Here is a 23,206-nt window from a genome sequence, read left to right as displayed (position 1 = left end):
TTATCCCGCCACAACGATATTGACCAATTTATTAGGTACCACAATCTCTTTTTTAATGTCACCCGTTAGATATTTGACCACGCTCTCTACTTGCTTAGCTTGTGCTTTTAGCGTTTCGGCATCGCTATCTGGCGCGACCTCCATCTTACCACGAACCTTACCGTTAACCTGAATGACCATAGTAATGGTATCTTGAACCAACGCAGTTTCATCAAGTTTTGGATAAGTCAGGTTTGTGGTGTCGATAGACAACTGCTCTAATAAGTACTCGGAAATATGGGGAGCGTAGACCGACAATATAGTCAGCAATGTAACGATAGCTTCATGCTGAACAGCAAGTAAGGTGGCATCAAGTTGCTTGTTTTTTGAGGTGAAAGCACTGAGCGCATTCGCTAGTTCCATCAAGCTTGACACCGGTGTGTTCAAAGATAAACGTTCACCAAGGTCATTGTCAATCTTAGCGATAACGTCATGCGCTTTTCGGCGTAAGTCTTTAGCAGAGCTTGACAACTGACTGCTATCCATGGACGTTATATTCGGTAAACTGTCCAAAGATACCTCTTGATCTTTGAGTGCCTGTATATGATCTTGCGTTTCACGCCATACTTTTTTCAAGAAGTTATAGGGACCTTTTAATGAGTCATCTGACCATTCCAACGTCTGATCAGCAGGGGCAGCAAACAAGGTGTATAATCGTACCGTATCTGCCCCATATTGATCGATGGTCGTTTGAGGGTCGACACCATTGTTTTTTGACTTCGACATTTTTTCAATTTTGCCAATAGTGACTGGCAGGCCATCGGCTTTTAAGGTCGCACTAACGGCTTGTCCACGCTCATCGAAGTTAATATCTACTTCTTCTGCGAAGTAGTAAGTTTTACTACCGTCATCATTGCTACGATATAACGTACCCGCCAACACCATACCTTGGGTTAGAAGGTTTTTAAAGGGCTCATTGCCAGAGACTAAGCCTTCATCACGCATTAACTTATGATAGAAGCGCGCATACAATAAGTGCATGACCGCGTGCTCAATACCCCCGACGTACTGGTCAACGGGTAACCACGTATCAGCAGCTGACTTATCGACCATTTGGGTATCGTCATTGGGGCTGGCAAAGCGCGCATAATACCAGCTAGACTCCATAAAGGTATCAAAGGTATCGGTTTCACGCTCGGCAGGGCCACCACACTTAGGACAGGTTGTATTGACAAATTCAGGTATGTTTTTTAGAGGGTTGCCACGCCCATCCGGTACCACATCTGTCGGTAGTTTAATAGGTAACTCCGACTCTTCGACGGGGACATTACCGCAATACTCACAGTTGATCATCGGGATGGGACAACCCCAATAACGCTGACGAGAGACCCCCCAATCACGCAGACGAAACTGAATCTTACGCGATGCTAACTTTTGAGGCTCAAGTTTGGCCAACATGGCCTCAAAAGAGGCCTCAAAATCAAGACCGTCAAATTCCCCAGAGTTAACCAACGTACCCCGTTCGGTGTAAGGCCCTTCATGATCTTCTGGTGTTTTGATAACGGTTTTAATCGGTAAGCCGTATTTGGTAGCGAACTCAAAGTCACGCTCATCATGAGCAGGAACAGCCATGACAGCACCTGAGCCATAGCTCATTAACACATAGTTGGCGACCCACACAGGCACTTCTTCTCCTGTTAATGGGTGAGTGACCGTTAATCCCGTATCCATCCCTACTTTTTCAGCTTTGGCCAGATCCGCTTCCGCAACAGACCCTAATTTACAGGCGTCACAAAACGCCGCTATTTTTGGATCTTGCTCAGCAGCCAATTTAGCAAGGCGATGTTCTGCTGCCACTGCCACATAAGTCACTCCCATAAGGGTGTCTGGACGAGTCGTAAAGACGTCTAAGGTACTAATGTCGTCGGTATTTTTATAAGGAAAATGCACTTCCATACCTTGGCTTCGACCGATCCAATTACGCTGCATAGTAATGACATCACTTGGCCATTGACCTTCTAACTCATCAAGATCATCTAACAGCTCATCAGCATACTCTGTGATCTTAAAGTAATACATTGGGATATCACGTTTTTCGACAGGGGCGCCACTACGCCACCCCTTACCGTCAATGACTTGTTCATTAGCCAGTACGGTGTTATCCACTGGATCCCAGTTTACTGTTGCAAGCTTTTTATACACCAAGCCTTTTTTGTATAACTGTAAAAAGAACCATTGCTCCCAGCGATAGTACTCTGGCGTACAAGTCGCAAATTCTCGTGACCAATCAATAGACAGGCCTAAAGTCTTCAACTGGGCGCGCATGTTGTCAATATTATCAAAGGTCCATTTAGCCGGAGCCACTTGATTAGCGATTGCGGCATTTTCTGCTGGCATGCCGAACGCATCCCAACCCATCGGTTGTAAGACTTTGTCGCCCTTTAAGCGATAATAACGGCTCAGAACATCAGAGATGGTGTAGTTACGAACATGCCCCATGTGCAGTTTACCGCTAGGATAAGGGAACATAGACAGCATATAACGGGTATTGGCGTCTTTGCTAATATCGTTACTGATTTCAAAACGTTTGTCAGCCTCCCATTTCGCTTGTTGTTCAGCTTCGATGATATGGGGTTGATAATGATTAGAATTTAATTGTTCGGATGCTGCAGTGCTCATAATAGGCTCTAAGTTGGATGTTTTTAATAGGGTGTGTTGAACATGCCCTAAGGTTTTGATGAAAAAGAGTAAAATTAAGGATAATAATCAGATACGATAGGATAGCGTAAATTGACTAAAATTGCGATGGTGTGCACTAACTTTAGCGTTTCATTGACATCGTAAAGTAAATGCTATTAAGCTGGTTTTGAACCGGTATTCACACTCTATAATTGGCTCTTTTTGCCTAAAAATATCATAACGGCAGCTTGTGAATACAGGTTCTTAAAGAAGCTATTAAAGGACTTACGTTTACTGAACACATATACTGAACTGAAACATATCAATATTAACTGGAGACAATGATGACAATGACAATCTACGGTATCAAAGCCTGTAGCACGATGAAAAAAGCGTTTAATAAATTGGATGACATGGGCGTAGCTTACGAGTTTCATGACTACAAAAAGCAAGGTATCGATAAAGCACATGTTGAGCGCTGGGTAGATAAACTCGGTATTGAAAAAGTACTCAATAAACGAGGCACCACGTGGCGCAAGCTGACTGAAGAACAAAAGCAAGCTGCTGATGACAATATCGATGCGGCAATAGCGTTATTAATTGAGAATACCAGTATGATTAAGCGTCCTATTGTAGAAGGCGTTTTAGAAGGCAAGTACGAGGCTAAAGATATTTTATTATGTGGCTTTGATGACGCAGAGTATTCAGAAGCTTTTGCTTAAATAAAGGATGTTAAAAATTAATGAGTATTGATGATATAGATTATTTTAAGTTAATAGTGAGAGAATGTAATATTTAAACAGTGATTTAGCCTTCGTTAATAACAATTCATATAAACTTCATAATATAGCTCAGTATTTATTAAATGAGTTGTGTATTATTATAAGGAATGCCTCAATAAGTTTATAACAATTTAGAAAAGTAACTTTACTTTGTTGAACTAGCTTAGCCCATTAAAGGTATTGCTTAGACTAAATTAGATTTGGTTTACTCGATAGGTTGCTTTTTATAAATATAAGTTATAAATATAAGTTTTATTAACTTTTTTAAGGGAAAAATATGAAAAATGTTTTGATGATCTCAGCGCTAACGATCGGTTGTCTATTTGCTTTACCAGTGCAAGCGGCGGAGCAGTCCACTAAAGTCACTTTCGCCGATGGTAGTTATTGTGGTAGTTTTTCTGGATATATGAAAGATGGTAAAAAGTTTCGCTTATGGTTACAGCCCAATCAAGAGATGGTCATTCGTAACTCGGGAAATGATCAATTAAATGTGGCCTATGTTGAAGGCCCTAGTGGACGTCTTGAAGGTGTTAGAGATAACTATGATGATAGCACCACCTACTATACGGAAAGTAGGGGCAACCATTATATGAAAGTTTATGGCAATGACAACTATAGCTCAGTAGAGTTTTGCGCTTATTAGCGAACAGTGTACATAGCTTTAATGAGTGCCTTTCAACAGTGCCTTACTTATAAAGTAACTTCTATAAAATAACCTACTGTTGATAGCCTCAATAAACCCACTCTTTGTAGTGTTTGCTATCACTGCCCTTGATAGGTTAACTTTTAGATTGGGTAATATATAGGATTTACGTAAAAATTGAGGACTTGCGTAAAATTGAAGGGCGTTTATATCCTAATTAACGTAAGTCCTATAATTCCAAAGTCTCATATAATTTTAAAGAGCTCTATTAATTTCAAAGTTTCTAATTATATTGCTGGTGTGTCTTTTTTAATGAATAATAAAGCTAGACGAATAAGCCCACGAAGCCGATCCTGTTAGTGGCTTAGTCGGTTTGAACTCAAGTACAGGCGGCACGACCAAAGACGGCGGCAAATGGGGTGTTTTCAAAGGTGCTGCAATAGTACTAAGTGGCGCAACCACCACAGCGCATAACTGTTATGGGGTTGGGACGGAGTTTTGTAAAGATAATGATATACTTTATAACAAGCAGCTTTTAAATTGGGAGTCTGTATATCGGCCTAAAAATAACAATCAAGGAGCAAGCAATGACTAAATGGATGCTTTATGTACTAATGACAGTATTGATGACAGGGTGTTCTGCGAAGTCTTTTCAACCACTACCAAACGCATGGGAATACTTTTACAAACATAAAAAAGGGGATACGCCTTTTGAAGTGATTGAGCGAGATATGTTGGCCTGTGGCTTTGATAATGCTGGCACTAGCTATATTGAAGGAGATGATGAGCATAAGACACAGTATATTAATGCCATGCTATGTATGGAAAGCAAAGGTTATCGCAATGAGTCTGTAGATGAACCAACGATATGTTTGAATCCAGCTCGTAAAGATAAACCCGCTTGCCAAAAGCATCTCGCTCAATAGTTTGAATTAACTCATCAAAAGACACATTGGCGATTGCTGATGTGTCTTTTTTTGTTCAATAATAAAAGAATTACCAAGCCCACGAAGCCGATCCCGTTAGTGGCTTAGTCGGTCTGAACTCAAGTACAGGCGGCACGACCAAAGACGGCGGCAAATGGTGTGTTGTCAAAGGTGCTGCAATAGTGATTAGTGGTGCAACCACCACAGCGCATAATTGTTATGGGGTTGGGACAGACGACTGTGCTGAAGAAAAATTGTTAAAAGATAGCAAACCACTAAACTGGGAACCAGTATATCGCCCTCAAGAGATTATCAATAATAACAAACCTAAAGTAGATAAAGTCACAGTAACGGAGTAAAGCATGAAGCTTTTTATAATAGTAATCACAGCTTTATTTATAACAGCATGTAGTATTTCTCGTAGCTTTCAACCACCACCCGTAGCGTGGGAATTATTTTACAAGCAAAATGAGGGAGATGTTTTATATACTCAAATAACAGGCGATATGAAGGCATGTGGATTTATAAGCAATACTGCTAATCTTGCTGTCATGAAAAAAAATGATTATATTCAAGCGCATCAATGCATGGAAAGTAGAGGCTATAAACATAGTGGTGCATTGCAAGGTGGAGTTTGTAAACATAGTTCTTATCAAAGTGAACCCGCCTGCCAAAAGCATCTCGCTCAATAGTTTGGCTTAACTTATCGAAAGACACATTAGCGATTGCTGATGTGTCTTTTTTGTTCAATAATAAAAGAACTACCAAGCCCACGAAGCCGTTCCTGTTAGTGGCTTAGTCGGTCTAAACTCAAGTACAGGCGGCACGACCAAAGACGGCGGCAAATGGGGTGTTGTCAAAGGTGCTGCAATAGTACTAAGTGGCGCAAAAACCACAGCGCATAATTGTTATGGGGTGGGGACTAACGAGTGCGCAAACGATGATTTACTTGAAAACAAGCAACCTATGAATTGGGAGCCTGTATACCGCCCAAAAAATAACAATCAAGGAGCAAACGATGAGTAAATGGATACTTTATATACTAATGACAGCATTGATGACGGGGTGTTCCATGAATTATTTTCAACCACCACCAGAGGCATGGGAATACTTTTATAAACACAAACGAGGGGACACGCCTTTTGAAGTAGTAAAGCAAGACATGTTAGCTTGTGGCTTCGATAGTCCTTATAGTAGTTATATAGAAGCTAACGATGAGCATAATACACAATATATTAATGCCACGTTGTGTATGGAGAGAAAAGAATATCGTAAGGAATCTATTGAAGAGTCCACGATATGTTTGAATCCAGCTTATAAAGAAGAACCCGCTTGCCAAAAGTATCTCGCTCAATAGTTTGGCTTAACTTATCGAAAGACACATTAGCGATTGTGGGTAACGCATTGTGTCTCAGATGGTTATTGAGATAGAGAAGGTGAAAAACTGGGAATGCGTCAAGAACGTACCGTTTATGAATTAAACAATTCCACTCTTTATGATGAGGAAATAAAATAATATGAAACAGGTGATGATTATTTTAATGGCAACAGCCTTAACCGCCTGTAGTTTTAGGGGGTTTGAACCGCCCAGAGAGACTAGTACATGGAATTTACCTGGTGTAGGAGACAAGGAATACACCAATAAAGAGGAACTTAAAAAAGCCGCATTAGAATATATCGCACGCTCACATCAAGCGATGAAAGATTGTGGTATAGACCCAAATGTGGGTAGCACCACAAGCGTAAAAGAGTCGTTATGTATGGAGGAGAAAGGTTGGAGGGATTCAGCAGGTTGGACATGTGAGCAAGATATGTATAAAAATCATGCACTTTGTGATGACTGGAAAAAAGCAAATGAACAGTAATTGCTCAAAGGAGCAATAACCCATGAAGAACATTATCCTACTTAACGGTATAAGTGTATTAACCGCCTGAAGTTTTAGTGGGTTTGAATCGCTGAGAGTGACTGGTTCATGGTATCTATTTGGTATAGGAGACAAAGCGTCACCCATAACAATACTCATGTTAACGCAGGTAATGAACTAACTATTTAAAGCGGTGGCGACCTCAACTTAGTAGGTGCTGTGGCTTCAGCAGATAAAATAGTCGCTGATGTTGGGGGAAGCTTGACCATGAAAAGTTTGCAAGACACTCATGAATCAGACAGTAAAGATAGGCAATATGGTGGTAATATCAAAGTAGGCATGGGCACTTAGATATGCTGTTCAAAATAGACGAGATGAGAGTGCTGCATTAGGTGAAGAAGTTAATTTAGATAAAAACCCAATATATTTTTGTCTATTTCCCAGATACCAATAACCCCTTATCTGAAATGATGGTCGCAGGCTATCAAAAGTACCTAGAAAGCGATACGCTAGGCTTAACCAATGCTAGTCAGAACATCAAAGGGCTGGTTGAGACATACGGTGCAACAGGCATGCAACTAGACGGACATAGCCGTGGTTCCCTCACGATCACGAATGTTTATACCTCACTGCAAAATGATGGTAAAGCAGGCGCCTATCCAGGGCTAAGTACCAATATGGTGGGGCCAGCAACAAATGTTCGCAATGCCGATAACAAGCTTGCCGAACTACAAGGGCGTGATGACATATTGGTACTTGATCCCTTGAACCCTGAATTAAGCACATATCGACCAACAACAGAGCAAGAGAAGTCAGATATGAGTATTCACTATCAAACTCATAAATCTGACCTAGTCGGCACAATTATAGGCTTAAACCCTTCAACAGGCGGAAATAACTCAGAAGGAAAAACCATGTTTGGCGAATGGAAAGATATGTTTGGAAATCCTGCTACAGTGCATAGTTGTTATGGAGTGGGAAATGAGAAATGCAAAGAGAAAAACTATTGGGATGATGGTATCCCTAATAATGGATCAGATTTACCTCAGTGGGAGCCTGCTTATCGATATGATAATCCGAAAAATAAAATTGATGGAGAATAATTTATGAAATTACTCACGTTATTAATTTTAATCAGCTTTACTTTAGAAGGTTGTCATATAAGACGAGCCTTTGATTATCCAGACGCATACAAGGGATATTATTTTCATGGCAAGTATCCGACTAAAGGTAGTGCCTTAGCTGAACAAACAAAAAAAGACATGCTTGATTGTGGCTTCCGTAATACCTATAACAACATTGGCTATATGACGATGAACGAAATCGCAATCTCTAGCATGTGCATGGAAAATAAAGGTTATTCTAAGAATGGCGAAACTAGAAAAACCTGTGATTACAAAGTTTATCAAGAAACAGAAGCCTGTCAAAGATATCTTACTCAGTAAGTTGACTTAACTTATCGGAAGACACATTAGCGATTGCTGGGGTGTCTTTTAGCTCAATAAAAGCTAGACGAACAAGCCCACGAAGCCGATCCCGTTAGTGGCTTAGTCGGTTTGAACTCAAGCACAGGCGGCACGACCAAAGACAATAATAAATGGGGATTCTGAAAGGTGCTACAACAGTGATTATTGGTGCAGAAACCACAGCGCATAATTGTTATGGGGTTGGAAGTGATGCATGTGATGAGAACAATTATTGGGATGATGGTATCCCTAATAATGGCGCTGATTTACCACAGTGGGAGCCTGCTTATCCCTATGATAATCAGCAAAACTAGGTAGATGGAGAATAATTTATGAAATTACTAACGTTCTCACTTTTAATAAGCCTTACTCTAGTAGGGTGTCATATAGAACGCGCTTTTGATTATCCAGACGATTACAAGGGATTTTATTTTCATGGCAAGTATCCGACTAAAGGTAGTGCCTTAGCGGAACAAACAAAAACAGACATGCTTGATTGTGGCTTTAGTAATACCTGGAACAATGTTGGCTATATGACAAGAAATGAAGTCGTAATCTCTAGCATGTGTATGGAGAATAAAGGTTATTCTTATAGTGACAAAGATAAGAAAACCTGCGATTACAAAGTTTATCAAGAAACGGAAGCCTGTCAAAGATATCTTACTCAGTAAGTTGGCTTAATTCATTGAAAGGGCGCTTGTATCCTAAATAACGGTGTAATCCTATAATTTGAAAGTACCTTGTAATTTCAAAGTCTCATATAATTTTAAAGAGCTCTAATTAGATTAAATCGTGTTGACAGATGATTGATCTAGTTAACTCAATGCACTCTCAAGATCGCGGCTAATTAAGGTACCAACACCTTCGTTAGTAAAGATCTCTAACAAGGTAGCATTTGGCACACGTCCATCAACGATAACGGCACTTTTGACACCCCCACGCACGGCGTCAAGCGCGCACTGAATCTTTGGTATCATGCCACCTGAAATTGTCCCATCTTCGATTAACCCATCCACCTTCTTCGGTGTGAGACCTGTCACAACATTGCCCTGTTTATCCAACACACCTTTAATATTGGTCAGCAGCATAAGCTTTTCCGCTTGGATAAATTCTGCCACTTTCCCCGCCACTAAATCTGCATTAATATTATAGCTATTACCGTCTTGATCAACGCCGATAGGGGCGATGACTGGTATAAAGTTGGATGCAATTAACATCATAATGACGTCTTTGTTGACACTGACCACTTCTCCGACAAAGCCCAGATCAATTTCTGTACTTTGACCCGCACTATCTACTTTGCTCATTTTTAATTTTCTTGCAAGAATTAAGTTAGCATCTTTGCCTGTAAGACCGATGGCACGACCGCCATGCTTATTAATTAAGCTGACGATTGATTTATTGACGCTACCGCCTAGCACCATTTCAACGACATCCATGGTCGATTTATCTGTAATTCGCATGCCATCAATACGATCTGATTGACGACCTAACTCTTTAAGCAAATTATCAACCTGCGGTCCACCACCGTGTACCACGACAGGATGTAACCCGACCGTTTTAAGTAAAACAATGTCACGTGCAAATGAGCTTTCAAGCTCAGGATCCGTCATGGCATTGCCGCCATACTTGACCACGATAATTTTATCTTCGAAACGTTGAATATAAGGTAGGGCGGTGGTAAGAACTTCGGCAGTGGTTTTGGCTTCTGCAAGGTTTAAAGACATGAGTAACTCTTCTTTCGGGTTAAAAGTAGGGTGAAGTGGCATAATTATAGCCAATTACAGTGAATAAATGAGTAAAAGACGGTAAATTAATGTAGGAAATTTAAAGGACGCTGAAAATTTAAAAAGCACGTTTGAAGTTCATCAATGTCTGATCAATTTAGAGGTTAGTTTGCAATGTGACTGGCATAGAATGAAAAGTGGCTTTAAATGAATTTGGCTTTAAATTGAAAACGTTATAAATGAAACTAGCTTTGAATATTAATTTTAGCGACTTGATTTGCCAAGTCTTGACTAACAGATTGACACAGGTTAACAAAATAATTTTGTACATTTTGTAAGTCGGATAGTGTATCACCTGCAAAGCGTACCGTGAGCTTGTCACTGGTTCTCGAGGACCTTATTATCCCAAAACCATGCGCAAAATCCAAACGTAGCCCATCTATAAAGGTCAGACGGATATCTTCTGGCAAGCCTTCAGCTAAAGTATGATGAGACAAGGCCTTAGAGGTTTTGCTCGTCGTATGATTAAGAGCAGTTGCATGAGTAGAACAAGTTGACTGACTATTTTGCAGTTTTTTGCATAGTGCGGTCAGTCGACTTAGGATGGATTGTCTGATATTTTCAACTTCTCTGTCATCGTCTTTAGCCCATTCCTCTAGGCCATACAAACCATAAGGATCATGTCTTTCAATAGGTTGATAATTGTCCACTGGTAAGTAGACATCTGCTGTACTCACCATCGGCGGTAAGGTATTTATAATGTCAGAGATATAAATAGGCTTGTTCGTAACAGGATCTTTAGACTGCTTCTGTAACCAATTTAACAGGCGAAGGGCCGCATACATGGCATCATCGTGCAATAAAAAGTGACCATCGTTAAATATGAAATGTCCTGACAACTCGCCCGCAAATAAGACGGGATCTTTTGTCCCATATTTCTTAGCTTGTAGTGCACGGCGGAAGATACTACTGCCGGTTTTACTCATTTGACCGTTTGCGCCAATTTGCTTAATCAATACTGGCAGATGATGAGAGCACTTCACATCAAAAATGACGATCGGTGTCAGAGGATTATTCTCATTAGGTAATGGAGTGCTTTCAGGTTGGCTTAATAAAGAAGAGTCAGATAATCGGTCTTGAAAGTCTTTATGACTATAGTCTTCAACAGCAACGCGGGCTAACAGATACAGCAGATGATCTGGGGCTAAGGGGTGGCCTTGATGATCGACTACCATTAAGCGATCACCATCACCATCAAAGCTTAAGCCAATATCGGCACCATTTTCAACGACCGCTTGACAGAGCTCTTGCAGTCTTTGATCCTCCATAGGATCAGGATTGCCTTTCGGGAAATCTCCGTCAGGTACGTTATTGAGTAAAATGACGTCTGAACATAAGTTTGGGTGTCTTGTAAAAAAAGACTCAGCGAACAGTCCCGTGACACCATTCAAACAGTCTATGACGACTTTAAAGGTCGGATTATCGGTATGCGCTGTAGTAGTTATACTCTGAGCTTGATTTTTATTGATAGAGTCCAATGCGTGTTGAGTAGCTTCGATATAACGCTCTAACACTATATCAGGGTCTAAAACCTTAAGATCTAAAGCATTTTCATCATAATAGCTTCGAATGACAGTTTGGTTGTCAATAGGAATTTTAGGGGATGTTTTGATCTGCGGGAGCTTGGTGTTATTTACTAATGACAGGGTAGGTGCTGACGACTTATCTGAAGATACGTTAAGTGCGGATGGATGTTGTACAAGGTCATTGGTAATCTTATAAACTTCCTGAATGTCCTCGCTACTTGGTGACTCACCACTGATTAACCATTTAATGCCAATATAGCTTGCCTCAGAATGACTGGCAGTGGCGATAAGTCCATGTCCTTGATATTGATTAGCCCAATAAGCCATAATTGGAGTCGTCACCATGCCTAGCCAAATGACTTCCACACCATTTTCATAAAAGCTATTGGCTAATTGCTCTGCTATCTCTTGACTGCCATGACGCACATCATAGCCAATGACGACTGTATTTATTTTTCCTTTATCTAAAATGTGCCCTTTATCCAAGAACTTAGCTTTATCAAAAAAATGGCAAACAAGGGCTTGACTGACTGCTTTCGTAAATTCAAGGCTGAAATAATGACGCTCACCTCTTATATCGTAAGCCTTGAACAGAATGTGCTGAGCAGAAAAAGCAAAAGAGGACACGTCATAAACCTGTTTACATGTAAACTTTCATTATAACTGATATACAACTATTTATAATACTTTTATCCTGTTGAGTTATAAATTGGAATCTGGTAGTAGACTTAAAATACTGATTGCCGTGTCAATGAAAGTAGAAAATAGGTAGAGAATTGAATGAATAATTGCTTAATTAAAATCACTATACCTATCAATACAAGGTTAAATTAATATTTAAAATAGAGGGTAGGCTAGGCGCATAATGACAACCCTAATTTTTTCTTAATCGCGACCGGAGTGACCAAACCCGCCAGCACCACGCGCACTTTGCTCCGTAAACTCTGAGACGACTTCAAACTCTGGTCGTACCACAGGAACAACCATATATTGAGCCATACGCTCAGCAGGATTGAGTACAAAATCTGTATTACTGCGGTTCCAGACACTGACCATAAGCTCACCTTGGTAATCGGCATCAATAAGACCGACTAAATTTCCCAAGACAATACCATGCTTATGACCGAGTCCTGAACGCGGCAAAATAATTCCGGCATAATTGGGATCGGCAATATATATCGCCAGACCAGTGCCAATAAGCTGGGTTTCACCTGCTTTAATGGTAATGGAGTCATCAATACAAGCACGTAAATCAATACCCGCAGATCCATCAGTTGCTCGACTGGGCATAGGAAACTTGGGGTCTTTGCCTATCTTAGGATTTAAAACCTTGACTTGAACAGAGTTCATAATTTACCCTTTTATTTATAACGGTTATAGAGTTAGCTGAATTATTGATAGCTGTTTTAAAACTGAGGTGACGAGAATTTACTTATAAAATTAGGATACTTGCGAGACCTAAGAAGGACATAAAGCCGACAATATCCGTCACTGTGGTCAATATAACCGATGCCGATAAAGCGGGATCGATATCCATACGTTTAAGTAATAAAGGAATACCAATACCTGCCACATTAGCGGCGGTCATATTTATGGCGATAGCGCAGGCAATAACCACACTAATTTTAGGATCATGGAACCAAAGCTGAGCAATGACTGCCATGATCAATGCCCAAATAACCCCATTGATTGCCCCTACCCATAGCTCTTTGTTCATCAGCCATAAGCGGTTTGAGCCACCGATTTGACCCATGGCCAAACCGCGAATAACCACAGTTAATGTTTGACTACCCGATATACCACCCATACTAGCCACGACTGGCATTAAGACTGCCAGTGCAACGACTTGGGCCAATACCTCTTCAAATTGTCCAATGACAACTGCCGCAAGCAGCGCTGTCAATAGGTTAATACCTAACCAGACACTACGACTTTTGGCACTTCGTAAAATGGGTGCAAACAGCTCTTCATCATCACTAACACCCGCTAAGTGCTTCATCGTACTGTCGACATCGTCTTGAATAATCTCCATGATATCTTCAGCATTTAACTGGCCTACAAGCTCGCCATGGCTATTGACCACTGGCGCATAACGTATGTCAGATGAGCGAATGACGGCGGCTGCATCTTGGATATCCATCCGATCATTGATGGTAATGGCAGGATCAATCCATTGCTCAACCAAAGAGTGCTGCGGATATTTAATTAAATCCACTAAGCTTAACAAACCCAACAGCTGATTGCTGGCGTCCACCACGATGAGCTCTTGAGTTTGATCATCCAGTAAGTCTTCATCTTGGCGTAACTTGGACTGAACTTGCTCGAGGGTAATATTGCCCTGAATCTGAATAGTATCCGGGTCCATATAGTCACCCACTTCATACTCTTCATAGGTATTTAGATGACTGACCTGCTGACGAAGCTCTTCATCAAGATGGGACATCACCTCAGATCGAACTTTGTCATCTACCGTGTCTAAGATCTCTGCAATGTCCTGCGCGTCTAGATCTTCTGCCAGCGTCTCGATCTCTTTTGCTAGCATATTCTCCATCAATGATGGGCGAATATCATCCTCAACTTCAGCTAGAACCTGTCCCTTCATGTCGACAGGGACTTGTTCCCAAATTATTTGACGAGAATCGGGTGGGAATGACTCAAGTAGGCTGGCAATCTCATAGTCAGACTGCTCACTTAAGAACTCAGCTATTTGGGTTTCATTTCGATCATAGACTAGCCGCTGCAGATAGATTAGCTTGTCGTCTGCACGATCATACCCTTCAGGATAGGCGTCTTGTTTGGCTGTGTTTTCAGTATGACTGGACATGGGCGCCTTTGGATAATCTAAATAATATTTAATAAGGGGGAGGTTAAGCGTCTAAAAACAGGCTCTTAAAGCTTTAAAATAGTGTGTACATTTATTTCTTTTTCTGTAGTAAGGCTTTAATATTTGCCATATACTCATTTGCCACCTCTTGAGGATCTCGCTCTGCCTTTTTCTTTTTGGCATTGGCAGGCCAGTCTAAATGCTCTTCGGGTAGCTCCTCTAAAAAGCGACTTTGAGTCGTGGTACGCATTTGACCACCGCCGCGGCGCTGAGCCGCTAATGTCAACGTAAGTTCACGGCGGGCACGGGTAATGCCAACGTACATCAAGCGGCGCTCTTCTTCAATGGTCTCGCCAATGATAGAATTTCGATGCGGTAGTAGCTCTTCTTCTAACCCCATAATATAAACAAAATCAAACTCGAGCCCTTTTGCAGCGTGCAGCGTCATCAGGTTGACTTTATTGGTGTTTTCCTCTTCTTGTTGCTGCTCAAGCATGTCAAGTAAGACCAATTTGCGAATGACCGCATCGATGGTTTTGTCATCATCGTCATCTGCTCGATTGATCAAAGCTTGAATACTGGTATAAAGGACTTCGATATTATCCAGACGGTTTTTTTCTTGTTGAGGAGTCTTTGAGTCTGAGCGGACAAAGTCGATATAGCCCGTCTCATCAATCATTTGGCGCACCAAAGGCACGGGGTCAGGGTGCTGATCAAGCTCACGGGTGTAATGCTCGATAAAGTCGCCAAAGCTTTTAAGCGTACTATAAGCCTTGCTTGGTAGTACATGAGGTAAGCCGCCGTGAGTACAGGCTGCCAATAGTGAAATACTGTGCTCCTGCGCAAACAGTCCTAGCTTCTCCAACGTAGCTGGCCCAAGACCCCGTTTTGGCGTATTGACAATACGTAAAAAAGCACTGTCATCTTCAGGATTTAAAATCAGGCGTAAATAACCCATTACATCTTTAATTTCACTACGTGCAAAGAACGACTGTCCGCCAGAGAGTTTATAGGGGACTTGCAACTGACGCAGCTGAGCCTCAAGCATACGAGCCTGAAAGTTACTGCGGTACAGCACTGCATATTGCTCCCACTCATTGCCAAAGCGAAGCTTATGAGTGACGATCTCTTTGGCAACTCGTTCTGATTCATCATCATCGTTGCGACAATTGATGATGCGAATTTTTTCGCCTTGACCCTTTTCTGACCATAGTGCTTTATCAAATAAGTGCTCATTATTCATAATGACTTGGTTGGCGGCACTTAATATACGGTTAGTTGAGCGGTAATTTTGCTCAAGCTTAATGACTTTGAGCTTAGGGAAGTCCTCTTTTAGTAAGGCCATATTTTCAGGACGAGCCCCACGCCAAGCATAGATAGACTGATCGTCATCACCTACCACAGTGAACTTACCCAAAGGACCGACGATAAGCTTAATCAGCTCATACTGAGCGGTATTGGTATCTTGATACTCATCGACCAATAAATAGCGAATTCGGTTTTGCCATTTGTCTCGTAGCTGTGAATTTTGACGTAATATCTTAGCTGGCAAGACAATCAAGTCATCAAAGTCAACGGCATTATAAGCACGCAGGTTACGCTCATATAACGCATAAAGGGTCGCAAAGATCATATCTTCAGGATCGTCCAGAGTTTCCATCGCTTTCTCTGGCTCTATAAGGTCATTTTTCCAATCAGATATAAATTTAATTGCCTTACCCACAAGCTCTCGGCTTTCAGCACCAGACAAGTTATCTCGCATCATAAGCTCCATCAGCAGACGCTTACTGTCGTCGGCATCCATGATAGAGAAGTTGCCTTTTAACGGAGTGTGTAGCAGCTCATAGCGCAAAAACTGCAAACCAAATTGGTGAAAGGTAGACACCGTTAGCCCGCGCGTTTTTTCTTTCGGCATCAGGGAGGATACCCGTGCCTTCATTTCTCTCGCAGCTTTGTTGGTAAAGGTCACGGCGGTAATACGCTCTGCAGGAATATTGCACTGTTCTATTAAGTAAGCGATTTTTTGAGTAATGACCGATGTTTTACCTGAGCCTGCACCCGCTAAAACGAGGAGGGGACCAGTCACATAAGTCATGGCCTCTTGTTGTTTGGGGTTTAGCTTGCTCATGACACACCTTTTTATATTAAAAATTTTTATATTGAATCTTTTATATTCTATACTGCTAAAATTCGAACAGGTTCTAAAGCTTGGATAGGATTAGCTTTAGAAAAAACGCAAAACTTAAACTAATCCTATCAGTTCGAGCCAATCTTAGTTTAAATGGCTATTAGTTGAGATGGCTAAATAGTGATTAAGAATTCGGCTTATATAACGATTAAAGAGCTCAAACCTTTTAAACGTTTGTGACAGCTAAAAAAAGTTTAAAGTTGCGGAGGTGTTATTATAGGCGTTAACGATGAAATCACAACCGCTAAAATGAGTAACCATACTATAGAAGAATAGACAGGCAGTTATCCGATAAGACATGATAAAAGACGTTATAACAAGTTAAAGCCTAATAATGAAAAATTAATTCATTCGCCCTTAGGATTTCATAAAATTTTTCAAGTTATAAAACCCAAGAAAATGTAAAAAGTTACGACTAATTAGTCGTGAGTTTTCTGTTTAAATACCTTACAGCATTTAAGGATATGTAATATAATACAACCAGACAGTTAGGAGCGAGTAATATTCTAACGGTTTAAGATTATTATTAGGCGTTATGATTGATTTATAAGAATCTTACGCTTTAATCGATTACTGACTACTTAAATTAAGTTGAGGATACTATGATGAAACGTCAAGCATTACTTTTAGCTGCTCTAGCTGCTGGTTTTAGTATGGCGCCTGCTATGGCAGAAACCGCAGGTACTTGGACTGTAGGTGTGGGTGCTGGCTATGTAGATCCAGACAGCGATAATGGAACCCTTGCAAATGGTGTCTATAAAGTAGACGTAGATTCTGATGTTCGTCCAACGATTACTGCTGAATATTTTCCAATGAATAATTTCGGTATTGAGTTATTAGCGGCCATTCCATTCCATCACGATATCGAATTGAAAAATGCTGCTGGTGCAGTCGTCAATGCTAAAACCCAACATCTTCCTCCAACGCTATCCTTACAGTATCACTTCGACAACGTGAGCACTAGCGTTAAGCCTTTTGTTGGGGTTGGTGCTAACTATACTACTTTCTTTGAGGAGCGTATCGATGGCGGCGCTGATTTAGATATCGATGACAGCTGGGGTGTGGCAGGCCATGTGGGTGTTGATTTCAAACTCAGTGACACCGATGCGGTTCGTGTAGACGCTCGCTACATCGACCTTGAGCCAGATGTCAAACTTGATGGTACTGATATTGGTACTGTTGAGATTAACCCTTGGGTATATGGTATATCATACGTTCAGCGTTTCTAATATTAATTATCAATACGCTAATGTTAATATACCTAATAACTGTAAAAACCCCGTTAATCATCAATTAACGGGGTTTTTTTGACTAAAACAAAATTGAATAAATTGACATTATTTTAAAGCATTTAATTGCTTAGCTGCCTCTAAAGCAAAATAAGTCAAAATACCATCTGCTCCTGCACGGCGGAAGCCAATCAGTGACTCTAATATAACGGCATCAGTTAGCCAACCATTTTGTATAGCAGCCATGTGCATGGCGTATTCACCCGATACTTGATAAGCAAAGGTAGGAACTCCAAAGGTATCTTTAACCTCACGAATTAGGTCTAAGTATGGCTGACCTGGTTTGATCATGACCATATCCGCGCCTTCATTAATATCCATCGCCACTTCGTGTAGCGCCTCTGCACGGTTGCCAAAGTCCATCTGATATTGCTTCTTGTGTCCGCCTTTCAGGTTACCGGCACTACCGACCGCATCACGGAAAGGACCATAATAGGCAGATGCATATTTAGCGGAATAAGCCATAATGCTGGTATTAACAAACCCTTCTGCTTCAAAGGCTTCACGAATAGCCAGAATTCGACCATCCATCATGTCACTAGGGGATATGATATTCGCACCTGCTCGTGCATGGGCGAGAGCTTGCTCTACTAAGACATCCACTGTCTCATCATTGACCACATAGCCTGTCTCATCAAGTAGACCGTCTTGACCGTGAGAGGTGTAGGGGTCTAAGGCGACATCCGTCATAACCACCATCTCAGGGACTTCTTTTTTAAGGGCACGAACCGAACGGCATGCTAAGCCATCAGGATCATAAGCGGCTTTACCATCTTCGGTTTTTAAGCGTGGGTCAATCACTGGGAAGATATCGACTGTCGTCACTCCCTCAGCCAGTAGCTGTTTGGCATAATCAATTAATAAATCAATCGATAAGCGTTCAACGCCTGGCATACTGGCGACAGCTTCACGCTGATTTTCACCTTCTAATACAAAAACAGGAGCGATAAAATGTTTGGGCAATAACTCAACTTCACGAATCATTGCGCGAACATTATCATTGACTCTTAGCCTGCGTAGGCGAGTATGGGGAAAGGTACGATTAAAGGTATAACTCATAATTATTCCTACTAATTTAATAGGGTTGGTTTTTATAGCTTTTATAAAGACAGTTAAAACGTTAGATGCCTATTGGTAATTACACTCAAAGACCATAATCTATGGAAGAATTTGCAATCTCTGTATATTATAACGCAGAGCTAGGTATATTTTGGGTTGTAGATAGGATAAAGCAACAAACTTATTAAACTTATTTATTCGAAAGAGGTCGCGATAGCTATGAATGATAACCAGCACTCTGTTTTATTAGGTAAGTGTGACATCGATCGCAGAAGATTTCTCAAGTTAACCACGTTTGGTGTCGCAGGAATGAGTCTATGGAGTAGTCATTCAAAGCATGCAATAGCGAATACATTGATTGTAGGCAATGATAGCAGCAGTAATATAACAGATCTAAAAAATTCAAATGACCTTTCGCAAACCCCTTTACATACCACTGCGCAAACCCCTGCTCAAACCAATAATACAAGCTGTATTAGGCCCACTATATCTACACGTCTATTTTCAAGCTCAAACGCTGGGCTAGACGACGCTCGAAATCAAATAGGGCTACAACGCCTAAGCTGTGCTGGATTTGACATTCAAAATCCACAAGTGACTCGAAGGCAATATCTGCGCTTTGCCGGAACTGATCAACAACGAATTAGCGACTTACAAAATATTGCCACCGGCGCCATTGCCGCGCCAAAACTATTGATGGCAATACGCGGCGGATATGGGGCTATTCGGCTTCTCGAACATGTCGATTGGCCGACACTAGGGCGAATCTTAAAAGAGCAGGGTAGTATTATGGCAGGCTTTAGCGATGTGACCGCCTTGCAATGTGCATTATTGGCCCAAGGTACCATGAGTAGCTTATCCGCCCCTATGTTGTATAGCGAATTTGGTAAAAGTCAACCGGACAAAGTCAGTTGCCAAGAGTTTGTTAACGCCATCACCAATCCAAATCTTGTCATAGATCTACCGCCACAACACTATTCCGATTTGAACAACCCTCTCTCAGGTATTCTATGGGGAGGGAATTTAAGCATTGTATCAGCTTTGGTAGGCAGCTCATATTTACCCAAGCCTGAAGGAGGTATTGTATTTTTAGAAGAAGTAGGCGAACAGCCTTATAAAATTGAACGGATGCTGTATAGTTTGCACTTGGCAGGTGCTTTTAAACACCAACAAGCGATTGTACTTGGTACGGTTACTGGCACAGGTGAAGACAGTTATGATGCGCGATATGATATGAGTGAAGTCATTGACCAGTTAAAGCGTATTACGGGACTGCCAGTGTATACGGGGCTTCCTTTTGGGCATGTATCACGTAAGCAAAGCTTTCCGCTTGGCGCAATGTGTACCTTAAAGCCAAAGAGCTTAGGTATTGCCCTGGAGTTTAGTGGTTATCCGACAATTGATGGTTCGTTAATTTATGCTGAGGGGTTGTGGCAGTGACTTATGAATTTGATGAGTTATGGTGTTGAATAAGTATTTTGAAAGGGCGCTTTTAAAGACATTTAAATGGTCTTAAGTCCGTTTCTTATAAGCTTGAATATATATCTTAGGGATTATAAGGGTATTTAAAAACCACAAAACACGCAAACAGAAAAAAGGCTTCCAATTGCTTGGAAGCCTTTCTTTTTATACCTAAAATATGGTACCCGGAGCCGGACTTGAACCGGCACGATCTTGCGATCGAGGGATTTTAAATCCCTTGTGTCTACCAATTTCACCACCCGGGCAAAACTTTTAAATTAAGTTGTTCAATGTTACCAACAACTTATTGAGTGCGCGTATATTACCATAAAAACAATATTCGTCAACACTTAATTTGGAGGCTGAGGTCGGAATCGAACCGGCGTCCACGGATTTGCAATCCGCTGCATAACCACTCTGCCACCCAGCCATTCGAGGTGAACTATAATAGCAAATAAAAAATAAATTACAAGCTGTAATCACTATTTTTTTAAATATAAATAATGACAAGGCTGTACCGATATGACATTCATCAGACAAAGACCGTTCAGCTTGTAAAATGAGACAGTGGTCAAGCCGGACAAGCTGAACATGACTATGTTTATATTATTTGCCTGTTAGACAATAGAACGGTTCTCTTTTTTAGCCTTTTTTATATCCCGATAGGTGGCTGTACAGATCAGGACAAGTACTGCAAGAGTAATGGCAGGCCATACTAAAATATATAAGCCGTAGGTAAAGACACTCATAATAGTCTCCTAGTATATTGATTAATACCTGTTTAAGTCGTTTACTCGTCTTGTGACTCTCATATTACCTCGTTGAGCTCAGGCAACTGCTGATATTGATATCTAACGTAAAGTAGCTGTCTAGCGTGAAGTGGCCGAGGTTGCTTTTTTGTCATAGTCTCCGACTCGTTGCTGAATCAGCTCAAAGTCAAAACGCTCTTTATTGAATAAGCTTAGACCAATACAGACAAGTGTGCTCACGCCATACGCGGTGAGTGACGCTACCAATACCATGTACTGACGTAGGAAGTTGGTAGCAAACATCAGCATTAGCACTAAGGTAATGGCCGCTGCAATCATCCCTAAGGTGCGTCCTAAAAACCCAAAAACCATAAGTCCTATCACAACGGCGGCGCCAACGCTTGCCAATATCTCAAACAATAGGGCAGTATTACCGACCATAGATACCAGCTCAAAACGAGCAATACAGAAGAAGATAAGGGCCACAATGACGCTAGTTGTGAAGGCTAGATTGGTGACCCTGTCCCAGAATACACTGGCGATAACAGGGAATACCACCGCCCCCCAAAGCGCACCAACGAATACTAACATCACCAAGATATCAAGCTTTAAACTGGCAAAAATCAAACCGGCTGCTGTCGCAATAATCATAGTAGCACGACCCACGATCATCATCTTCTTAGGATCAGCTTTGCCTTTTGCAATATTTTTGGCATAGACATCGGCCATCATAATGGTTGATAAGGCAGATAAGTCAGAGTCAGCAGTTGAGGAAAGTGAGCCGATGACCAAGATAAAAAACATGGCAATGAATACGGGATGTAGGTAGCTGCTAACCATTTGCGGAATAAGATTGTTCATATCGCCATTCATAGGTTGTACGCCAACCGTCAATGCCATCAATCCAATCATACCTAGTCCAATAACGATACCGGCATAGCCGACCGTTGCTGTGACGAAAGTCGCTTTAATCTTGCTCTTATCGATGGCAAAGAGACGCTGAGTAATGGTCTGGTTACCGATTGCATAGGCCAATACGGCAACAAAATAAGGAGCACCTTGTTGAAAAAAGGCTTCGGATGAGAAGAAGTCTTGTTGTTGAGCGGTGAGGTTAGGCAACCCATCTACCATGGCTTGAGGTCCACCCATCGCAAACAATACCGCAGGGATAATAACCACACCGATTGCCATCAAAGCGACCAGCTGGGCAAAGTCGGTAAATACTGAAGCTCTAAATCCTGAGCTTAAGGTATAGCTTAAAACCCCAATACCGGCGATGATCACTCCTGTTTGGAAGGATAACGGCGAGAGTACGGATACCAATGCTCCGGCAGCGGTAAAGTTGACCATCAAGCTAATTAAACTCCCCATGAGGTTTGAAACCGCTAAGATTAATTGGCTTGAGGATCCATGTCTGGCTTTAATAAGCTCGCCTAAGGTATGACCATTTGGGGCAAGTTGGCGAAAGCGCATGCCAAATGGGTAGATGAATAAAATCATCAATGCCCCCCAAAATCCATAATGAATAGGGCCAGACAATCCATATTTGTAACCTGAGGTGGCTGCTGCGTAAAATGAGGCTGCCCATATCCAAGTGGCAGTCATACTGGCCGCGCCCATACCAAAACCAACCCCATGGCCTGCTACCATAAAGCCGGTGGTATTTTCTTTGTCTTTTTTGATTAATAATGAGAGTAAATAAGTCCCTCCATAGAAGGCCAGCATCATGATAATGATAGCCACGGCCGAGAATTGGAATAATTCTTGGGTTTGCAAACTTAATCTCCTTTGTTGGTTATAGGATAAAAAGATGTCAGTCGTGCCATTAATCAACTCTATACAACGCCTAGTACTATCCTTATTATTTAAATGGGTATATGCCAACAGTGCCACTTAGCGCGTAGATAGGCACTTAAAAGTTCATTATTAATAGCGCAAAATCTTGGCGTAATTTTTGGCATTACATAGGTATGCACTTGCTTG

At 41.4% G+C, this 23,206-nt stretch carries 23 protein-coding genes, 2 tRNA genes and 1 pseudogene; 15 read left to right on the top strand and 11 right to left on the bottom strand.

From position 1 onward, the window contains the following. Window positions 1-2,658: a leucine--tRNA ligase gene (gene leuS / locus AC2SLT_RS06680; protein WP_486546870.1), complete on the bottom strand. Its 2,658-nt coding sequence runs from the start codon at window positions 2,656-2,658 to the stop codon at window positions 1-3. A gap of 344 nt (window positions 2,659-3,002) precedes the next feature. Between leuS and AC2SLT_RS06675 the strand changes: the two genes are divergently transcribed. From AC2SLT_RS06675 to AC2SLT_RS06615, 13 genes and pseudogenes are all read left to right on the top strand, one after another. Further along, on the top strand, window positions 3,003-3,380 hold the full coding sequence (locus AC2SLT_RS06675) for an arsenate reductase (RefSeq protein ID WP_486546869.1): 378 nt from the start codon (window positions 3,003-3,005) through the stop codon (window positions 3,378-3,380). A gap of 337 nt (window positions 3,381-3,717) precedes the next feature. Beyond that, window positions 3,718-4,083 (top strand): hypothetical protein, encoded by a 366-nt coding sequence (locus AC2SLT_RS06670; RefSeq protein ID WP_486546868.1) that lies wholly within the window; start codon window positions 3,718-3,720, stop codon window positions 4,081-4,083. Between the two features lie 373 nt (window positions 4,084-4,456). After that, window positions 4,457-4,678: a hypothetical protein gene (locus AC2SLT_RS06665; protein ID WP_486546867.1), complete on the top strand. Its 222-nt coding sequence runs from the start codon at window positions 4,457-4,459 to the stop codon at window positions 4,676-4,678. Then, complete coding sequence (locus tag AC2SLT_RS06660; protein ID WP_486546866.1) at window positions 4,671-5,009, top strand: hypothetical protein; 339 nt, start codon at window positions 4,671-4,673, stop codon at window positions 5,007-5,009. Before AC2SLT_RS06665 ends, AC2SLT_RS06660 begins: the two co-directional genes overlap by 8 nt. 182 nt (window positions 5,010-5,191) lie before the next feature. Next, on the top strand, window positions 5,192-5,368 hold the full coding sequence (locus tag AC2SLT_RS06655) for a hypothetical protein (protein ID WP_486546865.1): 177 nt from the start codon (window positions 5,192-5,194) through the stop codon (window positions 5,366-5,368). 3 nt (window positions 5,369-5,371) lie between these two features. Continuing rightward, the gene (locus AC2SLT_RS06650; protein ID WP_486546864.1) at window positions 5,372-5,701 is read left to right on the top strand and encodes a hypothetical protein; all 330 of its coding nucleotides are present in this window, start codon (window positions 5,372-5,374) and stop codon (window positions 5,699-5,701) included. 380 nt (window positions 5,702-6,081) lie between these two features. Continuing rightward, entirely contained in the window at window positions 6,082-6,366 is a 285-nt protein-coding gene (locus tag AC2SLT_RS06645) for a hypothetical protein (RefSeq protein WP_486546863.1), read from the top strand. Between the two features lie 160 nt (window positions 6,367-6,526). Next, entirely contained in the window at window positions 6,527-6,874 is a 348-nt protein-coding gene (locus AC2SLT_RS06640; RefSeq protein WP_486546862.1) for a hypothetical protein, read from the top strand. Window positions 6,875-7,075: 201 nt separating this feature from the next. Beyond that, window positions 7,076-7,225 (top strand): annotated as a pseudogene (locus AC2SLT_RS06635) (hemagglutinin repeat-containing protein); the annotation flags it as partial. Between the two features lie 116 nt (window positions 7,226-7,341). Beyond that, complete coding sequence (locus tag AC2SLT_RS06630) at window positions 7,342-7,977, top strand: hypothetical protein (protein WP_486546861.1); 636 nt, start codon at window positions 7,342-7,344, stop codon at window positions 7,975-7,977. 3 nt (window positions 7,978-7,980) lie between these two features. Further along, window positions 7,981-8,319 carry a hypothetical protein gene (locus AC2SLT_RS06625; RefSeq protein ID WP_486546860.1) on the top strand — a complete coding sequence of 113 codons (339 nt, stop codon included), beginning with the start codon at window positions 7,981-7,983 and terminating at the stop codon, window positions 8,317-8,319. A gap of 152 nt (window positions 8,320-8,471) precedes the next feature. Next, window positions 8,472-8,654, top strand: a complete 183-nt coding sequence (locus AC2SLT_RS06620) for a hypothetical protein (RefSeq protein ID WP_486546859.1) — start codon at window positions 8,472-8,474, stop codon at window positions 8,652-8,654. Between the two features lie 18 nt (window positions 8,655-8,672). After that, window positions 8,673-9,011, top strand: a complete 339-nt coding sequence (locus AC2SLT_RS06615) for a hypothetical protein (RefSeq protein WP_486546858.1) — start codon at window positions 8,673-8,675, stop codon at window positions 9,009-9,011. Window positions 9,012-9,155: 144 nt separating this feature from the next. On the opposite strand, the gene argB is transcribed toward AC2SLT_RS06615, so the two are convergent. From argB to AC2SLT_RS06590, 5 genes are all read right to left on the bottom strand, one after another. Further along, on the bottom strand, window positions 9,156-10,067 hold the full coding sequence (argB, locus tag AC2SLT_RS06610) for an acetylglutamate kinase (protein WP_486546952.1): 912 nt from the start codon (window positions 10,065-10,067) through the stop codon (window positions 9,156-9,158). A 245-nt stretch (window positions 10,068-10,312) separates the two neighbouring features. Next, window positions 10,313-12,280 carry a phosphohexomutase domain-containing protein gene (locus tag AC2SLT_RS06605; protein ID WP_486546857.1) on the bottom strand — a complete coding sequence of 656 codons (1,968 nt, stop codon included), beginning with the start codon at window positions 12,278-12,280 and terminating at the stop codon, window positions 10,313-10,315. Between the two features lie 258 nt (window positions 12,281-12,538). After that, window positions 12,539-13,003: a dUTP diphosphatase gene (gene dut, locus AC2SLT_RS06600; RefSeq protein ID WP_486546856.1), complete on the bottom strand. Its 465-nt coding sequence runs from the start codon at window positions 13,001-13,003 to the stop codon at window positions 12,539-12,541. 82 nt (window positions 13,004-13,085) lie between these two features. Beyond that, window positions 13,086-14,477 (bottom strand): magnesium transporter, encoded by a 1,392-nt coding sequence (gene mgtE, locus AC2SLT_RS06595; protein ID WP_486546854.1) that lies wholly within the window; start codon window positions 14,475-14,477, stop codon window positions 13,086-13,088. 91 nt (window positions 14,478-14,568) lie between these two features. Then, a complete protein-coding gene (locus AC2SLT_RS06590; RefSeq protein WP_486546852.1) occupies window positions 14,569-16,605 on the bottom strand; it encodes a UvrD-helicase domain-containing protein in 2,037 nt (678 codons plus the stop codon). A gap of 662 nt (window positions 16,606-17,267) precedes the next feature. Here AC2SLT_RS06590 and AC2SLT_RS06585 point away from each other — a divergent pair. Beyond that, window positions 17,268-17,894 (top strand): OmpW/AlkL family protein, encoded by a 627-nt coding sequence (locus AC2SLT_RS06585; RefSeq protein WP_486546851.1) that lies wholly within the window; start codon window positions 17,268-17,270, stop codon window positions 17,892-17,894. A 108-nt stretch (window positions 17,895-18,002) separates the two neighbouring features. On the opposite strand, the gene hemB is transcribed toward AC2SLT_RS06585, so the two are convergent. Next, the gene (gene hemB / locus AC2SLT_RS06580; RefSeq protein WP_486546850.1) at window positions 18,003-19,013 is read right to left on the bottom strand and encodes a porphobilinogen synthase; all 1,011 of its coding nucleotides are present in this window, start codon (window positions 19,011-19,013) and stop codon (window positions 18,003-18,005) included. Between the two features lie 219 nt (window positions 19,014-19,232). Here hemB and AC2SLT_RS06575 point away from each other — a divergent pair, with 219 nt between their 5' ends. Continuing rightward, window positions 19,233-20,453 carry an LD-carboxypeptidase gene (locus AC2SLT_RS06575; RefSeq protein WP_486546849.1) on the top strand — a complete coding sequence of 407 codons (1,221 nt, stop codon included), beginning with the start codon at window positions 19,233-19,235 and terminating at the stop codon, window positions 20,451-20,453. A 200-nt stretch (window positions 20,454-20,653) separates the two neighbouring features. Here AC2SLT_RS06575 and AC2SLT_RS06570 read toward each other — a convergent pair. The 4 genes from AC2SLT_RS06570 to AC2SLT_RS06555 form a co-directional block, all read right to left on the bottom strand. Next, window positions 20,654-20,740 (bottom strand) — tRNA-Leu (locus AC2SLT_RS06570). A 90-nt stretch (window positions 20,741-20,830) separates the two neighbouring features. Continuing rightward, window positions 20,831-20,904, bottom strand: a tRNA-Cys gene (locus AC2SLT_RS06565). Window positions 20,905-21,091: 187 nt separating this feature from the next. Next, the gene (locus AC2SLT_RS06560; RefSeq protein WP_486546848.1) at window positions 21,092-21,223 is read right to left on the bottom strand and encodes a putative transporter small subunit; all 132 of its coding nucleotides are present in this window, start codon (window positions 21,221-21,223) and stop codon (window positions 21,092-21,094) included. Window positions 21,224-21,343: 120 nt separating this feature from the next. Continuing rightward, on the bottom strand, window positions 21,344-22,951 hold the full coding sequence (locus AC2SLT_RS06555; protein WP_486546951.1) for a sodium:solute symporter family protein: 1,608 nt from the start codon (window positions 22,949-22,951) through the stop codon (window positions 21,344-21,346). Window positions 22,952-23,206: the final 255 nt, after the last annotated feature.

This window comes from Psychrobacter sp. CX18, from assembly GCF_057396215.1.
This window is presented reverse-complemented; position numbering and strand designations above follow the sequence as displayed.